Here is a 21,486-nt window from a genome sequence, read left to right as displayed (position 1 = left end):
CAACTGCTTCACGCAATAAGGTTGCCGCCCATGGAAATGGATCTCGCCGCGTACGAAGAACGCGCCCGCAACGGCCCCTGCTTCGTCTGCGCGTTCCTCCGCGGGGATCCCGACTACCAGCACGAGACCGTCTACGAGGACGCCGACCACATCGCCTTCCTCGACCGGTGGCCCACTCTCCCCGGCCGGGTACTCGTCGCGCCCAAGGCCCATGTGGAGCACGTCGTGCGGGACTTGGACGAGGCCGCGTACACCCGGCTCGTGCTGGTCGTACGGCGCGTGGCACGAGCCGTGGAGAGTGTGCTGCGGCCGGAGCGTACGTATCTGCTCTCGCTCGGCAGCCAGCAGGCCAACTCCCATCTGCACTGGCACATCGCGGCCCTGCCGCCGGGTGTGCCGCTGGAGCGGCAGCAGTATCACGCCCTCATGGCGGAGAACGGGATCCTCGACCCGCCCCCCGAGGAGACGGCGGCCCTGGCGTCCCGCTTGCGCGCGGCTCTCGGCGAGGGGACCGAGCCGTCCTGAAGTCAGCGCACGTGTGTCCTTGATTTCGGGGCTCCACGGCGTAGATCATGGCGCCCCTGACCGGGGCCGCCCGGGAAGCAGGCCAACGGGGGAGGGTCGCGCGGATGCCGTGGGACGAGTGGGAAGGGCTCAAGGCCGATGCGGCGCAGGGCCGTTCCACCCAGATGCAGCTCAATCAGCGTCCGGCCGACCAAGGCGGTGGCGGCGGACCGTCGGAGGATCTGAAGTCCGACAAGAAGGCCTGGGTCAGGGCCGGCGAGGGCGTCACCGGTCTGAAGGCGGACATCGGCAAGGCGCTGACTGCGCTGGACAACGGACAGGCCGGGCTCGGTGACACCGCCGGATGCCGGAGTGCCGCCGCGCAGAAGGAGTTGTACGACTCCTGGAAGAAGTACGTCGGCGATGTGAGCAGCCGCTGCGGGGAACTCGGCGGGCTGCTGGAGAAGTCGGGCCACGACCTCGCGAAGTCCGACCAGTCGGTCCTCACCGACCTGGACCGGCTCAAGGTGAAGTACGCGGACACCGAGGCCGTCGGCGGCCGGGATCCGAAGGAGAAGTGATCCTCCGTCATGGATCTCGCGACGCTGAAGGGCTTCAGGCCGACGGAGTACGAGGAGGCCGCCGACGGCTACCGGACGACCGGTGACATGGCCGGTGCGGCCAAGGACACGCTCAACAACCGGATCACCGCGGGCATGACCAACCAGCTGAAGGGCGAGGCGGCGGCGGCCGCCCTGCGTGAGCTGCGGAGCCTGGCGAAGAACTTCCACTACGCGCAGACCGAGTGCGGCCTGGTGAGCACCGCCCTCGACGGCTTCGCCTTCGACATGGCGGCGGCCAAGCGGAAGCTGGACGCGGCGATCGAGGACGCCCGAGCCGACAACTGCACGGTCCAGCAGGACGGTTCGGTCAGCTACCCCGCCGGAAAGAAGCCGGGTGGGGAGAAGAACGAGCCGGGCGGCACGGTGTCCGGGAGCGCCGGGGGCAGCCCGACGTCCGACGCCCTGGAGCGGCAGGCGGCGGGCATCCACCCGAACCCGTACTACGGCAGGGCGATGGCGTACGCGAACCGGATCGCCGACGCGCTGAGGGAAGCCACCGACGCGGACGCCAAGTGGGCGCCGAAACTGCGCGCGTTGAAGGCCGACGACGACCTGACCGTCTCCAAGGCGGACTGGGCCGACGCCCAGTCGGACATGGGCGGTGTCCGCGAGGCGGGCAAGGGCTATCTCGACTCGCTGCCGCAGGCCCCGAAGGACGGCACCCCGGCGGCGAACGCCGAGTGGTGGAAGAAGCTCACCCCGGAGGAGCGGGCGGCGTGGCTCGCGCTTCGGCCGGACACGGTGGGGGCGCTCGACGGGCTGCCCGCCACGGTGCGGGACGAGGCGAACCGCGTCGTCCTGGAGGAGAAGCGCGGTCAGCTCCAGATGGAGCTGGACTCCATGCCGAAACCGCCCGCCAACGAGTGGACATGGATCACCGCCGGTACGTACCCGTCCAAGGTGCACACCGACGAGTGGATGGCGTGGCACAACAAGTACGGGGACCGGTACGAGCAGCTCAACAAGTCCCTCAAGGGCATGGGAAGCATCCAGGACCGTTTCGACAGGACCGGTGAGAGAGGTCTGCCCGAGGCGTACCTGCTCGGATTCAGTCCGGAGGGCAACGGCCGGGCGATCGTGGCCAACGGCAATCCGGACACAGCCGACCACCAGGCGGTCTATGTGCCGGGTACGACGTCGAATCTCGGCGGTGTCGGCGGCGACATCGGCCGGATGGAGAACGTGTGGCGAGTGGCGGCCGGAGCCGAGAACGGCTCGGTCTCCACGATCACCTGGCTCGGCTACGACGCCCCGCAGGACATCGTCAAGGACTCGCCGTTCAGCCACTACGCCAATGACGGAGCCCCGGCCTACAACCGCTTCCTCGACGGCCTCGACGCTTCGCGTACGGCCGAATCGGACCCGCACCGCACGGCGATCGGCCACTCGTACGGCACGACCCTCATCGGGTCCGCGGCCCGGCAGGGTGATCTGAACGCGGACGACGTGATCTTCGCCGGCAGTCCCGGCGTACAGGTGAGCAACGCCGACCAGATGGACGTCCCGAAGGGGCACGTCTGGAACCAGGAGGCCGACGGGGATGTCGTCCCGGACATCGGACGCTTCGGGCACGGCGGAACCGACTGGAACGGAGCTTTCACCATTCCCAGCGACGAACGCTTCGGCGCCAACCAGTTGCAGACGGACACCGAAGGCCACAGCGACTACTGGAAGGAGAACACCGAGAGTCTGCGCAACCAGGGGCTGGTCGTGGCGGGCAAGGGGGACGACGCCACGCTCAAGCCACCGCCGGACCGCTGGGGGCGTACGAGGTAGGGACAATGGTCCCGCCGCGCATGTCCCGTTCCCACCGACCGAGGCTCCTCGACTTGAAGATCAAGCTGGGCGCGTCCGCGCTCCTCATGTCCCTCGCCCTCACGACCCTCACTGGATGCGGCATGACCGACAGCAAAGACTCAGGCAACTCCGACGACATGCCCAGCGCGGGCACCAGCAACTCGGAGGACGCCGCCGACAAGGCGGAGCAGGTCTCCAGCGAGCTGTACGACCTGATCGGTGTCAAGGGGAAGGCGTCCGACACCGGACCCGGCGTCGGGGAGTGCGACGGCAAGGATCCGGAGAAGTACTTCCAGATCTTTCACGCGTGGACCTTCACTCCCGAGTCGGCCGGCCAGCTCGACGGTGTGATGGAGCGGCTCAAGACCGAACTGCCCGAGCACGGCTGGGAAGTCACCGAGTACGGGCGGGACACGAGCAAGAACAAGAATCTCAGCCTCACGGCCGACAACGACGAGAAGAAGTACAGCGTCAAGATCGCGCACTTCGCGAAGAACGAATCGCCGAACCTCAACCTGATGGTCGTCTCCGGCTGCTACCAGGTGCCGGACGGCGAGACGGTCAACCGGTTCTGACGCCCCCGGCCCCGGCCCCCCGGCTCCCGCTCAGCGCCCCGCCGACGCCACCGACCCCGCCGACGCCGGCAGCTCCACCCGTACCGACAGCCCGCCACTCTCCCCGCCCGGCTCCGCCGTCACCGTGCCGCCGTGCGCCGTCACGATCGAGCGGACGATCGAGAGCCCGAGACCCGCGCCCGGACCCATCCGGTCGCGGCCCTCGCCACGGCGGAACGGTTCGAAGAAGGCCGCGATCTCCTCCGGGGCGATGCGCGGGCCGTTGTTCCGTACGGTCACGGCCGTCCCCGACACCGAGACGTCCACCTCGCCCTTCCCGTACGCCTGCGCGTTGGCCAGCAGATTGCCGACCACCCGGTCCAGCAGCGCCCGGTTGCCCCGTACGCCGCCGGGCTCCGACACCGTCACCGTCAGACCGTGCCGCGCCGTCTCCTCCGTCACCAGCTCGCCCCACCGGATCTCCTCCTGGTCCTCGACCTGCCGCTCGCTGCGCGCCAGGACCAGCAGCCCCTCGATGAGCCGTTCGCTGCGCCGGTTGTTGTCGAGCAGCATCTGCTTCGTACGGGCCAGCTCCTCCGGCGAGTTGGCGCCCGCGAGGCCGACCTGTATCGCCGTGCGCTGCGTGGCCAGCGGCGTACGCAGCTCGTGCGAGGCGTTCGCGATGAAACGGCGCTGGCTGTCGAAGGCCGTCTGGAGCCGGCCCAGCAGCTCGTCGAGGGTGTCGCCCAGCTCCTTCAGCTCGTCGTTCGGGCCGGTGGACCCGATCCGCTCGTGGAGGTTGTGCTCCGACAGCAGCCGCGCCTTCGCGGTCATGGCGTGGACGGGCCGCAGCACGCGCCCCGCCGTCCACCAGCCGACGCCGACCGCGCACAGCGCGGTCACCACCAGCGCGCCCACCGACCAGAACATCAGCTCGTCCGACGCGGCGTCGCTCACGTTGTCGGTGAGCTGGTAGACCGTGACGGGCGCGAGGTCACCCTCGTCGGTGAGGTAGTAGCCGTTGCCCGACGACGGCGGATACGCCGGTACGACGCGGGCCGCGATCTCGGCGGCCTCCGTCTCCGTACCGGCGCTGGAGAGCAGGTAGACGACGGTGAGCAGACAGCCGCCGAGGACGAGGAAGACCGCGCCGTAGACGAGGGCGATCCGCTTTCTGATCGCTCCTGTCACAGCACGTAACCCCCTCCGTCCACATCCACCGTGCGGATCAGCGCCGGGTCGCCCAGCTTCTCGCCGAGCCGCCCCACACAGACGCGTACGACACCGGAGAAGGGGTCCGTCTGCGCGTCCCACGCCCGCTCCAGCAACTGCTCCGCCGTCACCGCCTTGCCGTCCGCCTCCAGAAGTATCTGGAGGACGGTCAGCTCCTTCACCGAGAGATCGAGGGCCAGTCCGTCACGGACCGCCGTACGTCCCACGGTGTCGAGCCGCACGCCGCGGCGCTCCAGCGTCGGCGGTAACGCCCGCGCGCTGCGCCGCCGCAGCGCCCGGACCCGCGAGACCAGCTCCGGAAACTCGAACGGCTTGCCGAGGTAGTCGTCCGCGCCCAGGTCGAGCCCATTCACGCGCTCCTCCATGGAGGTGGACGCCGTCAGCATCAGGATCCGGGTGCGGGACTCCTCCGCGACGAGCTTGCGCGCGACGTCGTCGCCGTGGACGCGGGGGAGGTCGCGGTCGAGCACGACGACGTCGTAGTCGTGCAGTCCGAGATAGGCCAGGGCGGCGTCTCCGCTGTAGACGGTGTCGACGGCGAAACCGGCCCGCCGCAGCCCCGTGGCGATCAGCTCGGCCAGGATTTCCTCGTCCTCGGCGACCAGCACCCGCATGATGATCCTTCCGCCCCGACCCGCCCGATCCCGATCCGTTTTCGTGTCTCCTTCTTAAGATGCGTTAAACGGGGTCATAGGTTGTGTCGAATCCACACTCTTTAAGCACAATCTCAGGTTTAACCGGGGTGAAGGGACCTGCGCCGGGCCGTTAGGATTTCGACCATGGCCGCCACTGGATCCGAAGAGCAGGGTGGGCGGGCGTACTACGTCACCACCCCCATTTACTACGTCAACGACGCTCCTCACCTGGGCCACGCCTACACGACCGTCGCAGGCGACGTCCTCACCCGCTGGCACCGCCAGCGGGGCGAGAAGGTGTGGTACCTCACCGGCACGGACGAGCACGGTCAGAAGATCATGCGCACGGCCGAGGCGAACGGTGTCACCCCGCAGGAGTGGGCGGACAAGCTCGTCGACGAGGCGTGGCGGCCTCTCTGGGACCACCTGAACATCCGACACGACGATTTCATCCGCACGACGGAGAAGCGGCACACCGACCGCGTCCAGGAGTTCGTGCAGGACCTGTTCGACAAGGACGAGATCTACAAGGGCGGCTACGAGGGCCCGTACTGCGTGGGCTGCGAGGAGTACAAGCTCCCGGGCGAACTGCTTGACGGCGAAGGTGAGTTCGCGGGTCTGAAGATCTGCGCGATCCACAAGACGCCGGTGGAGATCCTCAAGGAGGAGAACTACTTCTTCAAGCTCAGCGAGTACGGCCCCAGGCTCCTCGCGCACTACGAGGCCAACCCCGGCTTCATCCAGCCGGAGTCGGCGCGCAACGAGGTCGTGAACTTCGTCAAGCAGGGCCTCCAGGACCTGTCCATCTCCCGGTCGACGTTCGACTGGGGCGTGCCGGTGCCGTGGGACCAGAAGCACGTGATCTACGTGTGGATCGACGCGCTCCTGAACTACGCGACGGCCGTCGGCTACAACGAGAACCCGGCGAAGTTCGAGGAGACCTTCCCCGCCGACGTACACCTCGTCGGCAAGGACATCCTGCGCTTCCACGCGATCATCTGGCCCGCGATGCTGCTGGCGCAGGGGCTGCCGCTGCCCGGGAAGATCGCCGCGAACGGCTGGCTGATGGTCGGCGGCGAGAAGATGTCCAAGTCGAACCTGACCGGCATCAAGCCGCAGGACCTGACCTCGCACTTCGGTGTGGACGCCTACCGCTGGTACTTCCTGCGGGCGATCGCGTTCGGCCAGGACGGTTCGTTCTCCTGGGAGGACTTCTCCGCCCGGTACACCTCGGAGCTGGCCAACGACTACGGCAACCTCGCCTCGCGCGTCGCGGCGATGGTCGGCAAGTACTACGGCGGCACGCTGCCGGAGACCACGTCCGGCGGGGTCGCCGAGCAGGCCGTGCGCGACGGGCTGGCGAAGGCGGTCACCGAGGCCGACCGGAAGATCGGCGAGGAGCTGGACTTCCAGGGCGGGATCCTGGCGATCTTCGACTTCGTGAAGCAGGTCAACGGCTACATCACGGAGCAGGAGCCCTGGAAGGTCGCGAAGGACACGTCCCCGGACGGCCAGGCGGCACTCGCGACGATCCTGTACACGGCGGCGGAGGCGCTGCGCGGGGTGGCCGTGCTGCTGAACCCGGTGATGCCGGAGACGTCGCAGAAGCTGTGGGATTCGCTGGGCGCGGACGCCGTGCTGGGCGCGCTGGCGGACCAGCGGGTCCAGGACGCGGGCACGTGGGGCCTCCTCCCGGCGGGCACGACGGTAACGAAGGGCGCGGTGCTGTTCCCGCGCCTGGAGGAGAAGCCCGCGTAGGTCTTCCGGCTCGGCTGTCCTCAATCGCCGGACGGGCTACAAATGCGGCCCGTCCGGCGAATCAAGCTCGGCCGGTGATTGAGGACGGGCGGGGCGGACCGGTCAACCCCTACCGGCCCAGCGAGGACACGTCCCCCATCACCACCTGGGGGACCTTCCCCGGGTCCAGCCACCGCAGCAGCTCCTTCATACGACCCATCCGCAGCGAGACACAGCCCTGCGTCGGCCCTCCGTGGTCCACATGGATCCAGATCCCGCCGCCCTTGCCCTCGCCCAGCGGACGCGTCCAGTCCAGCGGCGTGGTGCCCGGCTGCCGGTTGTAGTTGATGGCGACCACGTGGTCGAAGGACCCCGCCAGCGGCTCGCCCTCGAAGCCGACGCCGCCGAGCGTGAAGGCCGGGCCCCGGTCGTACGGAAGCTTCGTCCCCGGGTCGGGCAGCCGCCCACCCGCGTCCGTCAGGCCGAAGACCCCGATCGGGCTCCGGAGGTCGCCCTGCCGGTGGTCGTCGGTCCAGCCCTTCAGGGCGTTGTGCGCCGGCCACGGGTCCGAGACGGACCGCCACCCCTCCACCGGGTCACGCTCGTAGAGGACCAGCACGGCGCGGTTGGAGTCCGGCGCGTCCCCGGTCACCACGACCGCCTGACGGCTCTCCTCGGGGATCTGCGACCGGGTCTTCGGGCCGAGCGACGGGATCTCCCTCGGCCGCACGACGCGCGCCTCGGTCTGCTCCTCCGCCAGCGGGCCCGGCACGGCCCGGCCCTGACCACCACCCTTGTCGTTCACCGTCCGCGGGACGGACGACCCGCCTTCTCCCCCGGACCCACCCGCGCAGCCGCTGAGCAGCAGACCGGCGGCGAGCACAACAGCGGCCACCCCGTGCGGCCCTGAGCGGTAAGACATGTAAGACCTTTCAATTCGCATAAGCCGGCGGCGCCTTGCTCGGCTCCCGGTCCGCCCCGAGGGCGGGATACTTCGCACCGGCGATCATGGCGCGTACGTCGTCGAGGATCGGGGAACCGGCGCCCGCCCCGGCGACACAGACACTGACTTGGATGCCGATGTCGGCGCCCGGGTCGGGCCCGGCCAGCAGGGCGCCGTACTCCTGGGTGCCCTTGAGCTTGCGGCAGAGCGGTGATGGCTCGTCCAGCGCGTACAGCTCCGCCGGGTCCCGCACCTTCGTGTGCAGCCCGGTGAACTTCCTCAGGTCCAGCGAGACGAGTACGCCCCCCGGCCGCAGCGCCCGGAACGGATCGCAGCCGCTCCGCTGCCCGTCCCCGCAGGTCGAGGCGATGGTGGGCACCCGGTGGTCGGCGACGAACCCGCGGGGGTCGGTCGCGTGCGCCGGGTCGCCGGGGACCGCGAGCGCCTGCCAGCCCGTCGGCAGCCGCAAGGTGAGATCGCGCAGGTCGGGGAAGCGAACCGCACGGACACCCGTGGCGCCGTCGGCCGTGACCGTCGGGGCCGGGCTCGCCGGTGGAGCCCCCTCGCCCGGGTCACCGCGCAGGAATCCGGGCAGGAACGTACCGGCCACGACAAGACCCGTCACCGCCACCACCGCGGTCCTGGCGACGCGGCGGCGCCGGCGGCTGCGGCCGGCCCGCTCCCGTACGCGACGCAGCCGCTCCTCGGGGGCGGGCAGCCGGGGCACGGCACGCTCCAGCAGAACCCGCAGCTCCTCCTCCTGCTCCTGCTGCTGGTCCCGCGAACGCTCCCGCTCGTGCTCGTCGTCGGACACTGCGCTCACCCCCGCTCACCCGCCTCCGCCGACACCGGCAGCACCGCCCGCAACGTACGCAGCGCCTTGGCCGACTGGCTCTTGACCGTGCCCGGCGCGCAGCCCAGCGTCGCCGCCGTGTCCTCGACGCTCAGGTCCTCGAAGAAGCGCAGCACGACGACGGCCCGCTGACCGATCGGCAGCGACCGCACCGCCGCCGCCAGCGACTGCTCCAGATCCACGCTCTCGTACGCGTCGAACGAGCCCACCGCGTCCGGGACTTCGCCGTGCGGCACCTCGCCGCGCCAGCGCCGACGCCACCACGAGGCATGCGTATGGACCAGCGCCTTGCGTACATACGCCTCCGGCCGCTCCCCCGAGATCCGGTGCCACTTGGGCCACACCTTGGCGAGGGTCGTCTGGAGCAGGTCCTCGGCCAGGTGCGCGTCGCCCGTCAACAGCCAGGCCACCCGGAGCAGTCGGGGCCCACGGGCGGCGACGAACGCCTCGAAGTCGCCGTCGCGATCGGGGTCGCGTTCGCGGTCGCCGGGGTCCATCGTCTCGTCGCCCTCGCCAATCCGTTCGGTCGTCCACGACCGGTCAACGCGCCGGGAACCTCATCAGGTTGCCCGATGGCAGGAAGACGCCACGAAGACACGGCGAAGGGCCCGGAACCGTACGGTTCCGGGCCCCCTGACCGCAATTGCGGACGGCTACTTCGCGACCGGCTTGCGGAGCTGGATGTTGAGCTCCCGCAGGCGCGTCTCGTCCAGCACGCTCGGCGCGCCCATCATCAGGTCCTGCGCGTTGCCGTTGAGCGGGAAGGCGATCGTCTCGCGGATGTTGGGCTCGTCCGCGAGCAGCATCACGATGCGGTCGACGCCCGGCGCGATGCCGCCGTGCGGCGGGGCGCCGAGGCGGAACGCGCGCAGCATGCCCGCGAACTCCTGCTCGACGGTCTCGCGCTCGTAGCCCGCGATCTCGAACGCCTTGAGCATCACGTCCGGCTGGTGGTTCCTGATCGCGCCCGACGACAGCTCGATGCCGTTGCAGACGATGTCGTACTGCCACGCCAGGATGTCCAGCGGGTCCTTGGTCTCCAGGTCCTCGAGTCCGCCCTGCGGCATGGAGAACGGGTTGTGCGAGAAGTCGATCTTGCCGGTCTCCTCGTCCTTCTCGTACATCGGGAAGTCGACGACCCAGCAGAACCGGAACACGCCCTCCTCGAAGTTTCCGGACCGCTTGGCCGCCTCGACGCGGACCGCGCTCATGATCTTCGAGACCTCGTCGAACTCGCCCGCGCCGAAGAAGATCGCGTGGCCGGGGACGAGCGACAGGCGCTCGGTGAGGACCTTGACGTTGTCCTCGGTGAGGAACTTGGCGATCGGGCCGGCCAGCGAGCCGTCCTCGCCGACCCGCACCCAGGCCAGCCCCTTGGCGCCGTGCTCGACGGCGTAGTCACCGAGGCCGTCGAAGAACTTCCGCGACTGGCCCGCCGTGTCCGGCACCGGCAGCGCGCGCACGTGCTTGCCCGCGAACGCCTTGAACTCGGAGCCCTCGAAGACGTCGGAGATGTCGACCAGTTCCAGCTTGGCCCGCAGGTCGGGCTTGTCGTTGCCGTACTTGAGCATCGACTCGCGGAACGGGATGCGCGGGAAGGGGGACGTGACCTCTCGTCCGCCGCCGAACTCGGTGAACAGCTCGGTCATCATCTTCTCGATCGGCCGGAAGACGTCCTCCTGCTCGACGAAGGACATCTCCACGTCGAGCTGGTAGAACTCGCCGGGCGACCGGTCGGCGCGGGCGTCCTCGTCGCGGAAGCAGGGCGCGATCTGGAAGTAGCGGTCGAAGCCGGAGATCATCAGCAGCTGCTTGAACTGCTGCGGGGCCTGCGGCAGCGCGTAGAACTTGCCGGGGTTCAGCCGGGAGGGGACCACGAAGTCGCGGGCGCCCTCGGGGGAGGTGGCCGCCAGGATCGGGGTCGCCATCTCGTTGAAGCCCAGGGCGGTCATCTTGTGCCGGATGGCGGAGATGACGGCCGTGCGCAGCAGGATGTTGCGGTGCATGCGCTCGCGGCGCAGGTCGAGGAAGCGGTACTCGAGCCGCCGCTCCTCGTTGACACCGTCGTCGGTGTTGATCGTGAACGGCAGCGGTCCGGCGGCGCCGAGCACCTCGACCTCGGTGACCTCGATCTCGATCTCGCCGGTCGGCAGGTCCGGGTTCACGTTGTCCGCGCCACGGGCGGAGACCTTGCCGTCGATACGGACGACGGTCTCCTTGGTGAGCTTCGACAGCTCCTCGTTGGCGGGGGTGCCCGGACGGGCGACGAGCTGGACGAGACCGTAGTGGTCGCGGAGATCGATGAAGAGGATGCCGCCCAGGTCCCGACGATTGTGCAGCCAGCCGCTCAGCCGGACGTCGGTGGAGACGTCAGAGGCGCGGAGCTCGCCGCAGGTGTGTGACCTGTACCGATGCATCGTCGTTCATCCAGTCTTAGCGTTTCGTGGGTGTGCCTGGCCGTGCTTGGCCCGCACCAGGTTACCGGCAGGGCCGGTGCCGCCTCCCCCGCATTTGCCCGGTGCTCGTTCACACCCCCGGCCACCCGCACGCCTCCTTGACACCGCACTCACCGCCCGTACCTGTCTAAAGTGGTGCAATGCGCACCGAGGATGTACTGGCCGCGATCGCGACCGGTCTGTGGCGCTGGGACAACGCGGCCGGGCTCGTCACCCTCGACGCGGAGGCGGCTCGGCTGTTCGGGCTGCCCGCCGAGCCCACGGTCCTCAGCGAGGCGGCCATGCGCGCACGCCTGCATCCGGTCGACTGGAACGAGACCTACGGCATCGTGCGCCTCGCCGTCGCCGAGGGGACGCTCGCCGAGGCCCATGTCCGGGTCGTGGGCGAGGACGGGCAGGTCATCCGCACCATCAGGTCCCGCTCGAAGCCGCTGGCGACGGAGCGGGAGTTCGGCGAGGACTACGAGCTGGTCGGCACGGTCCAGGAGATCGTCCATCCGCACGCGGGCGCGCTGACCGGCCGCAGCCCCGTCGCCGGCGACTGGCGGCGCTCCCGCGAGGCGTTCCTGCTCGACGCCGGCCGCGCGCTCGCCGAGGCGCGCTCCACCGCCGAGGTGCTGCGGGTCGCGGCGTCGCTGTCGATGCCGGGGTTCTCCCCCGACGGGCTCGCCGTCTTCGGCGTCGAGGGCGAACGGCTGACGATCATCGGGCACCACGGGCACGAGGACGGTGCGGAGGGGCCCTTCACCGACATGTCCGTGAGCACGGACTACCCGGCGGCCGAGGTCGTACGGACCGGCCGGGCGATCTATCTGGCGACGCCCAAGGAGTACCAGGACCGCTACCCCGCCACCTGGCCGCTCGTACAGGGGTTCGAGCGCCAGTCGTGGGCGTTCGTGCCGCTCGTCGTCGCCGGGCGCACCATGGGCGCCTGGATGGCGGGCTTCAAACACCAGGTGACGTTCACGCCCGACGAGCGGTCCGTGCTGACGACGGTCGCCAGGATGCTCGCGCAGGCGCTGGCGCGCGCCGAGGTCACCGAGACCGAGCGCGAGCTGTCGCTGGGGCTCCAGCGCTCGATGATGCCGACGCTGGGGCCGGACATCCCCAACATGAGCGTCGCCGCGCGCTACGTGCCGACCGGTGGCGGGCTCCAGGTGGGCGGCGACTGGTACGACATCATCCCGCTGCCCGGCGGGACCAAGGTGGCGCTGGTCATCGGGGACGTGCAGGGGCACGACGTGCGGGCGGCGGGTCTGATGGGGCAGCTGCGGATCGCGCTGCGCGCGTACGCGGCCGAGGGGCACCGGCCCGACGCCGTACTGTCCCGTGCCTCGCGCTTCCTGCACGGCATGTACGAGTTCTCGACCGCGCAGGGACCCACGCACCCCGACCAGAGCGACGAGGGGGAGGACTCCGACTACACCGTGCCGCGCTTCGCGACGTGCCTGTACATGGAGGTCGACCCGGACTCCGGCACGCTCGACATCGCACGGGCCGGGCACCCGGACCCGGTGATCCGCTCGGCGGACGGCACGGCCCTGATCCGGCAGACGGCGGGCGGGCTGCCGCTCGGCATCGAGGCGGACTCGAACTACCCGACGACGCGGGTGGTCCTGGAGCCCGGCGACACCCTGATGCTCTGCACCGACGGGCTGATCGAGACCGGCGGGCACGACATGCTGAGCGGCTGGACGCGGCTGCGGCCCGTACTGGAGAACACCACGGGCACGTCGCTGGAGAAGCTCGCCGACGCGCTGGTCGAGGCCGTCCACGGCCCCGGTTCGCACTACACGACGGGCCCGCTCGCCGACCGCCGCGAGGACGACATCGCGCTGCTGCTGCTCTCCCGCCACAGCTCACCGGCCCGGCGGCCCCCGCGCCGTACGGTGCTGACCATCGCCCAGGCGGAGCCGGAACAGGTCGCGGACGCGCGACGCCAGCTGCGGGACCTGCTGCACGACTGGGCGGACGAGGAGCAGGTCGACTCGGCGGTGCTGATGCTCTCGGAGATGGCGACAAACGTACTGGTCCACACGGACGGCGACGCGGTGCTGATCGCGGAGGCGGCGGGGGACCGGGGCAAGCGCCGCCTCCGGGTGGAGGTCGCGGACGCGAGCGACGAACTGCCCCACAGACGCCGCCCCGGCGAACTGGCATCGAGCGGCCGCGGCCTGCTGCTGATGGAGATGCTGGCGGACGCGTGGGGGGTGGACCCACGGGGAGAGGGCAAATCGATCTGGTTCGAAATCTACGAGGAGCCCCCCACCCCCCTGCCTCCGAAGTAACCCCAGCCGTTCCCAGCTCCCGGCGGGCACATCCAGCCCGTCCGGCGATTGAGGACGAACCGGCCCACCGGGCGGGCCCGGTCACGACACCCCCGCCCCACCCGACTCGTACCGGCCCCGAACCTCCGCCACCACCCCGAACGCCGCCGCCGTCAGCGGCACCGCCAACAACATCCCCAGGATCCCCGCCACACTCGCCCCCGCCGTGATCGCCAGCATCACCACCGCCGGATGCATCTGCACCGTACGGCTCTGGATCATCGGCTGAAGCACATGCCCCTCCAGCACCTGTACGGCCAGTACGACCCCAAGCGCCCACAGCGCGATCACCGCCCCCCGGTCGGCGAGCGCGACGAGCACCGCCACCGCGCCGGACAGGAACGCGCCGAGGTACGGGATGTACGCCCCCACGAACACCAGCGCCCCGAGCCCGACGGCCCCCGGCACGCGCAGGATCAGCAGGCCGACGGTGATGCAGGTCGCGTCGATCAGCGCGATGAACGTCGTGCCGCGCATGAACCCCTCGACCGCCCCGTACGCGCGCCGCGCCATCGCCTCGACGATGTCGCCGGTACGGCGCGGAGCGACGGAGCGCAGCGCGCCGGCGACCCGGTCGGAGTCCTTGAGGAAGAAGAAGATCAGCAGCAGTGCGAGAACCGCCGTGGCGATCAGCTCGCCGACGACACTGAGCCCGGTGATCACGCCGGACGCCGCGGTCCCGCCGAACTTGCCGAGCAGGTTCTTCGCGTTCGACGCGACATCGTCCAGGGACGTCCCAGCGGCCCCCAGGTGCTTGCTCAGATCCCGCCCGGCCTGCTTCAGCGAGGAGACGATCTGGTCGCCGGTCTCGATCAGCGCGCTTACCACGATGTACGTCGCCCCGCCGACGACGGCGACCACCGCCAGGCAGGTCAGCCCGGCGGCCAGGGACTTCGGCATCTTCATGGCGACGAGCCGCCGGTGGAGCGGATGGAGCAGCGCCGTTCCGAGAATGGCGAGCAGGACGGGGGTCACGGCGGTCTTGAACGTGACGACGATCCACACCCCGACCCCGACGACCCCGGAGACGAGCAGCAGAACGGCACACCACGCACCCACCCGCCAGACCTCCGGCGGCAGCGGCCCGGACGTACTCACGGGCCTACTCGCGGACGTACTCGCGGGCTTGCTCCCCGGCGTGCCCCCACGCGAGTTCTCCATCCGCCCACCCGACCACGGCCCTCGCGCCGCTGTCCCACGGATGGGGCCGGGTGGGTGCCGGGGTGTCACTCAGAGGTGGCGCGGGGTGGGCGGGACGGCAACCGCCCCACCCACCCCGCCCCGCTCACATCACCCCGCCGGGCTCTCGCCGGTTACGCCGCGTCCGCCGGCACCGTGCCCAGCCGGCCGGCCTGGAAGTCCTCGAAGGCCTGCTTCAGCTCGGCGTGGCTGTTCATCACGAACGGCCCGTAGTGCGCCATCGGTTCACGGATCGGACGGCCGCCCAGCAGGACGACCTCCAGGTCCGGCGTGTTCGAGTCCTGGGACTCGTCCGCGCGGACCGTCAGCGACGACCCCGCGCCGAAGACCGCCGTCTGGCCGGTGTGGACCGGCCGTCGGTCGGTCCCGACCGCGCCGCGTCCCGCCAGGACGTACGCGAGGCCGTTGAAGTCCTCGCGCCACGGCAGCGTGACCTCGGCACCCGGCCGCAGCGTCGCGTGGATCATCGTGATCGGCGTGTGCGTGATGCCGGGGCCCTCGTGCCCGTCCAGCGAGCCCGCGATCACCCGCAGCAGCGCGCCTCCGTCGTGCGACGTCAGCAGCTGCACCTGGCCGCCGCGGATGTCCTGGTAGCGCGGGTCCATCATCTTGTCGGCCGCGGGCAGGTTCACCCAGAGCTGGAGGCCGTGGAAGAGACCGCCCGACGTGACGAGCGACTCCGGCGGCGCCTCGATGTGCAGGAGGCCGGAGCCCGCCGTCATCCACTGCGTGTCGCCGTTACGGATCGTGCCGCCGCCACCGTTGCTGTCCTGGTGGATGAAGGTGCCGTCGATCAGATACGTCACGGTCTCGAAGCCGCGGTGCGGGTGCCAGGGGGTGCCCTTCGGCTCTCCCGGCGCGTACTCCACCTCACCCATCTGGTCCATCATGATGAACGGGTCGAGGTGCTGGTAGTCGATCCCCGCGAACGCCCGGCGCACCGGGAACCCCTCGCCCTCGAAACCACCCGGCGCGGTGGACACGGCGAGTACGGGACGGGCGACGGCGTCGGCGGCCGCCGTGACGCGGGGAAGGGTCAGCGGGTTTTCGACGGTCACAGCGGGCATCGGGGGGCCTCCTTGGCTTTGGCTCCAATTTAGTTGAACAGTGAACATCTGGCAAGTACGGGGGTATTCCCTCACGCCCCGTAGTCGCGCCCGGCCGCCACGCCCCGTTCGCCACACCCGTCCCTCCATGCCCGCTCACCCCACAAAACCGGTCACGCCTCAGGACGCGACCTGCGCCTCCGCACCCGAATTCCGGGCAATAGCGGGCATCCGGTTTCCACCCCGCCCCCTCCGAGCAGGAGCCCCCGCGACAACTGGCCAACTTCCCCCCACAGAAACGGAGTTGCCTATGTCCCCCGCACGGACGAGATTCGCCCGCCTCACCGGAGTCACCACGGCGGCCCTGCTCGCCACCGGCGCCCTCACCGCCCCCTCGGCCGTCGCCGACGACAAGCCGCACTGCGCCGTCGATGTCGTCACGAACGCCGAGACCTGCTTCGCGACCCTCACCGAAGCGCTCGACGCCGCCAAGAGCGGTCAGGGCAACGGCCCGCGGACCAAGGCCGGCGACGTCATCCAGGGGACGTTCTTCGACGATCCCCAGTTCGGCGGCGCCTCCCTCACCGTCTACGGCACCGCGCCGTGCGAGAAGGACGGCTGGGTCAACTACCAGTACGACCTCCCGGACGACTGGAAGAACCGCATCAGCTCCGTGCAGCCCTGGGCCAACTGCTGGCTCTGGCTCTACCCGGAGCCGGGGCTCGGCGGCGACCGGGACGGACCGTTCGAGGAGAACGCCGCCGACATCGGCGGCCTCATGAACGACCGCACCCAGTCCATCGGCTTCAGCTGAGCCGGCGGCCCCAGGCCTCACGGCCCCCGGACCGGACCCGGCCCCCACGCCGGCCCGGCCCCGTACAGACACAACCCCCCACACAGCACGGAGTACCCATGAAGAACACGCCCACGAAGAACAGGCGAGCGAAGGCCCGGCTCCCGATCCTGCTGGCGGCCGCCCTCACCACCGGCGGCATGGCCCTGGCCCCCACCAGCGCCCAGGCGGCCGACGAGCAGCCCACCATCCGTGAACTGCTCGACAAGTGCGACAACGGCACCGACCTCTGCGTCTTCCACCCCTCCGGCCCGCCCGAGGTGTCGATGGGCGAGGCGCACCAGGTCGGCGACAGCGCCTTCAACTGCACCGCCGACCTCCAGCGCTCCACCGTCGGCTGGTCCGACACCACCGGCGAGTCCAACAGCGTCGGGGTGTCACTGAGCGCCGAGGTCGGCTTCGCGGAGGTCTTCAAGGTGAGCATCGAGACCAACTACAGCCACACCTGGGAGAGTTCGCACACCGAGTCGGAGCAGACGAACGTCGACGTACGGCCCGGCGAGGTCGGCTGGGTGACGCGTGAGGCGCAGATGCAGCGCGTCAGCGGCCAGTACGAGCTGCACTTCGAGGACAAGTTCTACGGCCACTACTACTGGTACGTGCCGTTCGACGCGACCGGCCCGCTGCCCGACGCACCGAGCACCAAGACGCAGCACACCCGTCCGATGACGGACCAGGAGCGGTCCGAGCACTGCGGCTGACGCCGCCCTCTTTACAGAGATCGCCGGGCGGGCCGCACACGCGGCCCGCCCGGCGGTCTCTCTTCAGAAGATCAAGCTCCTCAGAAGATCAGGTTCTTCAAGAAGATCAGGCTCAGCCGTACATCCGGCGCATCGCGAAGTCCACCATCTGCTCCACGGCCTTCGCGTCGAAGACCATCCGGTGGTCGCCCTCCATGTCGATCACGAAGCCGTACCCCGTCGGCAGCAGATCGATCACCTCCGCGCCCGTGATCACGAAGTACTTCGACTCCTTGCCCGCGTACCGCCGCAGCTCCTTGAGCGTGCTGAACATCGGGATGACCGGCTGCTGGGTGTTGTGCAGGGCCAGGAACCCCGGATTGTCGCCGCGCGGGCAGTAGACCTTCGACGTCGCGAAGATCTGCTGGAAGTCCTCGGCGGAGAGCGACCCGGTCGTGAACGCCCGCACCGCGTCCGCCAGCGACGGAGGGGACGGCTCGGGGTACAGCGGCTGCTCCCCGTATCCGCCGCCGCCCATCGGCTGCTGCGGGGGTGCGTACTGCTGCTGGGCGCCAGCGTTCTGGTCGTAGCCGTACATGCCGCCAAGAGTACTGAGGAAAGGCCCGCCGATGGGCCGCATGTACCCGTCGTCGTCCTCGTCACAGATGTCCGGCGGGGGTTGCATCTTATTACCGACGGGTAGCATCATCGGAGTCAGTACTGATACGCGTTCGAGGAATCTGCCTCCCAACCGCTTACGGAGCCGTCGCCATGGGGCACTACAAGTCGAATCTCCGCGACATCGAGTTCAACCTCTTCGAGGTCCTCGGGCGCGACAAGCTGTACGGCACGGGCCCGTTCGCGGAGATGGACGTCGAGACCGCCAGGACCATCCTTGCCGAGGTCACCAAGCTCGCCGAGTCCGAGCTGGCCGCCTCCTACGCGGACGCGGACCGCAATCCGCCCGTCTTCGACCCGAAGACGAACACCGCTCCGGTGCCCGCCTCCTTCAAGAAGAGCTACCAGGCGTTCATGGACTCGGAGTACTGGCGCCTGGGCCTCCCCGAGGAGATCGGCGGCACCACCTCTCCCCGCTCCCTGATCTGGGCATACGCGGAGCTGCTGCTGGGCGCCAACCCGGCGATCTGGATGTACACGTCGGGACCGGCCTTCGCCGGCATCCTCTTCGAGGAGGGCAACGAGGCGCAGAAGAAGATCGCCGAGATCGCCGTCGAGAAGCAGTGGGGCTCCACGATGGTCCTCACCGAGCCCGACGCGGGTTCGGACGTGGGCGCGGGCCGGTCGAAGGCCGTCGAGCAGGAGGACGGCTCCTGGCACATCGAGGGCGTGAAGCGCTTCATCACCTCCGGCGAGCACGACATGTCGGAGAACATCCTTCATTACGTGCTGGCCCGCCCCGAGGGCGCCGGCCCCGGCACCAAGGGCCTGTCGCTCTTCCTCGTACCGAAGTACGAGTTCGACTGGGAGACCGGCGAGCTGGGCGAGCGCAACGGCGTCTACGCGACGAACGTCGAGCACAAGATGGGCCTCAAGGCGTCCAACACGTGCGAGCTGACCTTCGGCGACCGTCACCCCGCCAAGGGCTGGCTGATCGGTGACAAGCACGAGGGCATCCGCCAGATGTTCATGATCATCGAGTTCGCCCGGATGATGGTCGGCACGAAGGCCATCGCCGCGCTCTCGACGGGCTATCTGAACGCGCTGGAGTACGCCAAGGAGCGCGTCCAGGGCCCGGACCTGTCGCAGTTCATGGACAAGAGCGCGCCCAAGGTCACCATCACGCACCACCCGGACGTGCGCCGCTCGCTCATGACGCAGAAGGCGTACGCGGAGGGCATGCGCTCACTGGTGCTCTACACCGCCTCCCTCCAGGACGAGATCGCCAAGAACGAGGCGGAGGGCGAGGACGTCAAGGCGCAGCACGCGCTGAACGACCTGCTGCTGCCGATCGTGAAGGGCTACGGCTCCGAGAAGTCGTACGAACAGCTCGCCCAGTCGCTCCAGACGCTCGGCGGCTCGGGGTATCTCCAGGAGTACCCGATCGAGCAGTACATCCGGGACGCCAAGATCGACACTCTTTACGAGGGCACCACCGCCATCCAGGGCCAAGACTTCTTCTTCAGGAAGATCGTCCGTGACCAGGGCCAGGCGCTGAACACCCTCGCCGAGGAGATCAAGCAGTTCCTCGCCGTCGGCACCGGCGGCGCCGAACTGGCCCCGGCCCGCGACGCGCTCGCCAAGGCGGCCGTCGACCTGGAGGCGATCGTCGGGAAGATGCTGACCGACCTCACCGCCACCGCCGAGGACGTCAAGAACATCTACAAGGTGGGCCTCAACACCACCCGCCTGCTGATGGCGTCGGGCGACGTCGTCGTCGGCTATCTGCTGCTGCGCGGCGCGGCGGTGGCCGTGGAGAAGCTGGAGACGGCCTCCGCCAAGGACGTGCCGTTCTACCAGGGCAAGATCGCGGCGGCGAAGTTCTTCGCGGGCAGCGTCCTGCCGGGCGTCTCGGTGGAGCGGGCGATCGCCGAGTCGGTCGACAACTCCCTGATGGAGCTGGACGAGGCGGCGTTCTAGCGGGGCCGCGCCTCAGTGACCTCGATCGCCGGACGGGCTGCCGACGCAGCCCGTCCGGCGATCGGTTTCCGCCGCCGTCCACACGAACGCGCCAAACCGTGGCTCGTTATGGTGATCTCATGAGCACACCCGCCCGCTTCGACCGCGGCCACACCGACGACCTGATGACCTTCCTCGCCGCCAGCCCCACGCCGTACCACGCGGTGGCGAACGCGGCCGAGCGCCTGGAGAAGGCCGGCTTCCGGCAGGTCCAGGAGACGGACGCGTGGGAGGGGACCACCGGCGGCAAGTACGTCCTGCGGGGCGGTGCGCTCATCGCCTGGTACGTCCCCGAAGGGGCCGCGCCGCACACACCGTTCCGGATCGTCGGCGCGCACACCGACTCCCCCAACCTCCGGGTGAAGCCGCTGCCGGACACCGGTGCGTACGGCTGGCGGCAGGTCGCCGTCGAGGTGTACGGCGGGCCGCTGCTCAACACCTGGCTGGACCGGGACCTCGGGCTGGCCGGCCGCCTCTCCCTGCGGGACGGCACGCACCGGCTGATCAACGTGGACCGGCCCCTGATGCGCGTGCCGCAACTGGCCGTCCATCTGGACCGCGGCGTCAACACCGACGGCCTCAAGCTGAACCCGCAGCGGCACATGCAGCCGATCTGGGGTCTCGGCGAGGCCGAGGAGGGCGACCTGATCCGCTTCGTCGCCGAGGAGGCCGGGCTCGACGCGTCCGACGTCACGGGCTGGGACCTGATGGCGCACTCCGTCGAGCCGCCCGCCTACCTCGGGCGCGACCGCGAGCTGATGGCCGGGCCCCGGATGGACAACCTGCTGTCGGTGCACGCCGGTACGGCCGCGCTGGCCGCCGTCGCCGGATCCGCCGGATCGGGCACGGCCCTGCCGTACATCCCGGTGCTCGCAGCCTTCGACCACGAGGAGAGCGGCTCCCAGTCCGACACCGGCGCGGACGGACCGCTGCTGGGTACGGTGATGGAGCGCTCGGTACTGGCCCGTGGCGGTTCGTACGAGGACCGGGCGCGGGCCCTGGCGGGCACGGTCTGCCTCTCCTCCGACACCGGGCACGCCGTGCACCCCAACTACGCGGAGCGCCACGACCCGACGCACCACCCGCGCGCCAACGGCGGCCCGATCCTGAAGGTCAACGTCAACATGCGGTACGCCACGGACGGCGGCGGGCGCGCGGTGTTCGCGGCGGCGTGCGAGCGGGCGGGCGTGCCGTGGCAGACGTTCGTCTCGAACAACTCGATGCCCTGCGGCACGACGATCGGCCCGATCACCGCGGCCAGGCACGGCATCAAGACGGTCGACATCGGCGCGGCGATCGTGTCGATGCACAGCGCGCGTGAACTGTGCGGCGCGGACGACCCGTTCCTGCTGGCGAACGCGCTGGCCGCGTTCCTCGAAGGCTGAGTTCCCTTCTCCTGCATGGGTGT

19 protein-coding genes are annotated in these 21,486 nt (G+C 69.8%); 10 read left to right on the top strand and 9 right to left on the bottom strand.

Translation table 11 applies throughout. From position 1 onward, the window contains the following. Nucleotides 1-30: 30 nt before the first annotated feature. The 4 genes from ACFWHU_RS14435 (at nt 31) to ACFWHU_RS14420 (ending at nt 3,499) form a co-directional block, all read left to right on the top strand. Nucleotides 31-525 carry an HIT family protein gene (locus tag ACFWHU_RS14435; RefSeq protein ID WP_387225059.1) on the top strand — a complete coding sequence of 165 codons (495 nt, stop codon included), beginning with the start codon at nt 31-33 and terminating at the stop codon, nt 523-525. Nucleotides 526-629: 104 nt separating this feature from the next. After that, complete coding sequence (locus ACFWHU_RS14430; protein ID WP_387225058.1) at nt 630-1,085, top strand: hypothetical protein; 456 nt, start codon at nt 630-632, stop codon at nt 1,083-1,085. Nucleotides 1,086-1,094: 9 nt separating this feature from the next. After that, nucleotides 1,095-2,903 carry an alpha/beta hydrolase gene (locus tag ACFWHU_RS14425; protein WP_387225057.1) on the top strand — a complete coding sequence of 603 codons (1,809 nt, stop codon included), beginning with the start codon at nt 1,095-1,097 and terminating at the stop codon, nt 2,901-2,903. Between the two features lie 53 nt (nt 2,904-2,956). Next, on the top strand, nt 2,957-3,499 hold the full coding sequence (locus tag ACFWHU_RS14420) for a hypothetical protein (protein WP_387225056.1): 543 nt from the start codon (nt 2,957-2,959) through the stop codon (nt 3,497-3,499). A gap of 30 nt (nt 3,500-3,529) precedes the next feature. On the opposite strand, the gene ACFWHU_RS14415 is transcribed toward ACFWHU_RS14420, so the two are convergent. Both ACFWHU_RS14415 and ACFWHU_RS14410 read right to left on the bottom strand, forming a co-directional pair. Continuing rightward, a complete protein-coding gene (locus ACFWHU_RS14415; protein ID WP_385792078.1) occupies nt 3,530-4,669 on the bottom strand; it encodes an ATP-binding protein in 1,140 nt (379 codons plus the stop codon). Continuing rightward, nucleotides 4,666-5,325 (bottom strand): response regulator transcription factor, encoded by a 660-nt coding sequence (locus ACFWHU_RS14410; protein ID WP_385792077.1) that lies wholly within the window; start codon nt 5,323-5,325, stop codon nt 4,666-4,668. The genes ACFWHU_RS14415 and ACFWHU_RS14410 overlap by 4 nt, the downstream gene beginning before the upstream one ends. A gap of 165 nt (nt 5,326-5,490) precedes the next feature. Between ACFWHU_RS14410 and metG the strand changes: the two genes are divergently transcribed. Next, nucleotides 5,491-7,104 (top strand): methionine--tRNA ligase, encoded by a 1,614-nt coding sequence (gene metG / locus ACFWHU_RS14405; protein WP_385792076.1) that lies wholly within the window; start codon nt 5,491-5,493, stop codon nt 7,102-7,104. 109 nt (nt 7,105-7,213) lie between these two features. On the opposite strand, the gene ACFWHU_RS14400 is transcribed toward metG, so the two are convergent. The 4 genes from ACFWHU_RS14400 to aspS form a co-directional block, all read right to left on the bottom strand. Beyond that, nucleotides 7,214-8,005 (bottom strand): L,D-transpeptidase family protein, encoded by a 792-nt coding sequence (locus ACFWHU_RS14400; protein WP_385792075.1) that lies wholly within the window; start codon nt 8,003-8,005, stop codon nt 7,214-7,216. A gap of 10 nt (nt 8,006-8,015) precedes the next feature. Further along, on the bottom strand, nt 8,016-8,849 hold the full coding sequence (locus ACFWHU_RS14395) for a hypothetical protein (RefSeq protein ID WP_387225055.1): 834 nt from the start codon (nt 8,847-8,849) through the stop codon (nt 8,016-8,018). Further along, nucleotides 8,846-9,376 carry a SigE family RNA polymerase sigma factor gene (locus ACFWHU_RS14390; RefSeq protein WP_385792073.1) on the bottom strand — a complete coding sequence of 177 codons (531 nt, stop codon included), beginning with the start codon at nt 9,374-9,376 and terminating at the stop codon, nt 8,846-8,848. Before ACFWHU_RS14390 ends, ACFWHU_RS14395 begins: the two co-directional genes overlap by 4 nt. Nucleotides 9,377-9,532: 156 nt before the next feature. Beyond that, nucleotides 9,533-11,296 (bottom strand): aspartate--tRNA ligase, encoded by a 1,764-nt coding sequence (gene aspS, locus ACFWHU_RS14385; protein WP_385792072.1) that lies wholly within the window; start codon nt 11,294-11,296, stop codon nt 9,533-9,535. A 179-nt stretch (nt 11,297-11,475) separates the two neighbouring features. Between aspS and ACFWHU_RS14380 the strand changes: the two genes are divergently transcribed. Further along, nucleotides 11,476-13,623 carry a SpoIIE family protein phosphatase gene (locus ACFWHU_RS14380; protein ID WP_387225054.1) on the top strand — a complete coding sequence of 716 codons (2,148 nt, stop codon included), beginning with the start codon at nt 11,476-11,478 and terminating at the stop codon, nt 13,621-13,623. 81 nt (nt 13,624-13,704) lie between these two features. On the opposite strand, the gene ACFWHU_RS14375 is transcribed toward ACFWHU_RS14380, so the two are convergent. Both ACFWHU_RS14375 and ACFWHU_RS14370 read right to left on the bottom strand, forming a co-directional pair. Next, complete coding sequence (locus ACFWHU_RS14375; protein ID WP_387225053.1) at nt 13,705-14,823, bottom strand: AI-2E family transporter; 1,119 nt, start codon at nt 14,821-14,823, stop codon at nt 13,705-13,707. A 152-nt stretch (nt 14,824-14,975) separates the two neighbouring features. Then, nucleotides 14,976-15,929, bottom strand: coding sequence for a pirin family protein (locus tag ACFWHU_RS14370; RefSeq protein ID WP_385792069.1), 954 nt, complete (start codon nt 15,927-15,929; stop codon nt 14,976-14,978). Between the two features lie 289 nt (nt 15,930-16,218). On the opposite strand from ACFWHU_RS14370, the gene ACFWHU_RS14365 reads away from it, so the two are divergent. Continuing rightward, nucleotides 16,219-16,722, top strand: a complete 504-nt coding sequence (locus ACFWHU_RS14365; RefSeq protein WP_385792068.1) for a hypothetical protein — start codon at nt 16,219-16,221, stop codon at nt 16,720-16,722. 98 nt (nt 16,723-16,820) lie between these two features. Further along, nucleotides 16,821-17,462, top strand: coding sequence for a hypothetical protein (locus ACFWHU_RS14360; RefSeq protein WP_387225052.1), 642 nt, complete (start codon nt 16,821-16,823; stop codon nt 17,460-17,462). 112 nt (nt 17,463-17,574) lie between these two features. On the opposite strand, the gene ACFWHU_RS14355 is transcribed toward ACFWHU_RS14360, so the two are convergent. Then, nucleotides 17,575-18,039, bottom strand: coding sequence for an SseB family protein (locus ACFWHU_RS14355; RefSeq protein ID WP_242575068.1), 465 nt, complete (start codon nt 18,037-18,039; stop codon nt 17,575-17,577). Nucleotides 18,040-18,212: 173 nt separating this feature from the next. On the opposite strand from ACFWHU_RS14355, the gene ACFWHU_RS14350 reads away from it, so the two are divergent. Both ACFWHU_RS14350 and ACFWHU_RS14345 read left to right on the top strand, forming a co-directional pair. Further along, a complete protein-coding gene (locus ACFWHU_RS14350; RefSeq protein ID WP_385792066.1) occupies nt 18,213-20,039 on the top strand; it encodes an acyl-CoA dehydrogenase in 1,827 nt (608 codons plus the stop codon). A gap of 119 nt (nt 20,040-20,158) precedes the next feature. Continuing rightward, nucleotides 20,159-21,463: a M18 family aminopeptidase gene (locus ACFWHU_RS14345; protein ID WP_385792065.1), complete on the top strand. Its 1,305-nt coding sequence runs from the start codon at nt 20,159-20,161 to the stop codon at nt 21,461-21,463. Nucleotides 21,464-21,486 lie beyond the last annotated feature (23 nt).

Origin of the sequence: Streptomyces sp. NPDC060366, assembly GCF_042725135.1 — a bacterium.
GTDB lineage: Bacteria > Actinomycetota > Actinomycetes > Streptomycetales > Streptomycetaceae > Streptomyces.
The sequence above is the reverse complement of the archived record's forward strand: the minus strand, read 5'-3'. Positions and strand labels throughout refer to the sequence as shown.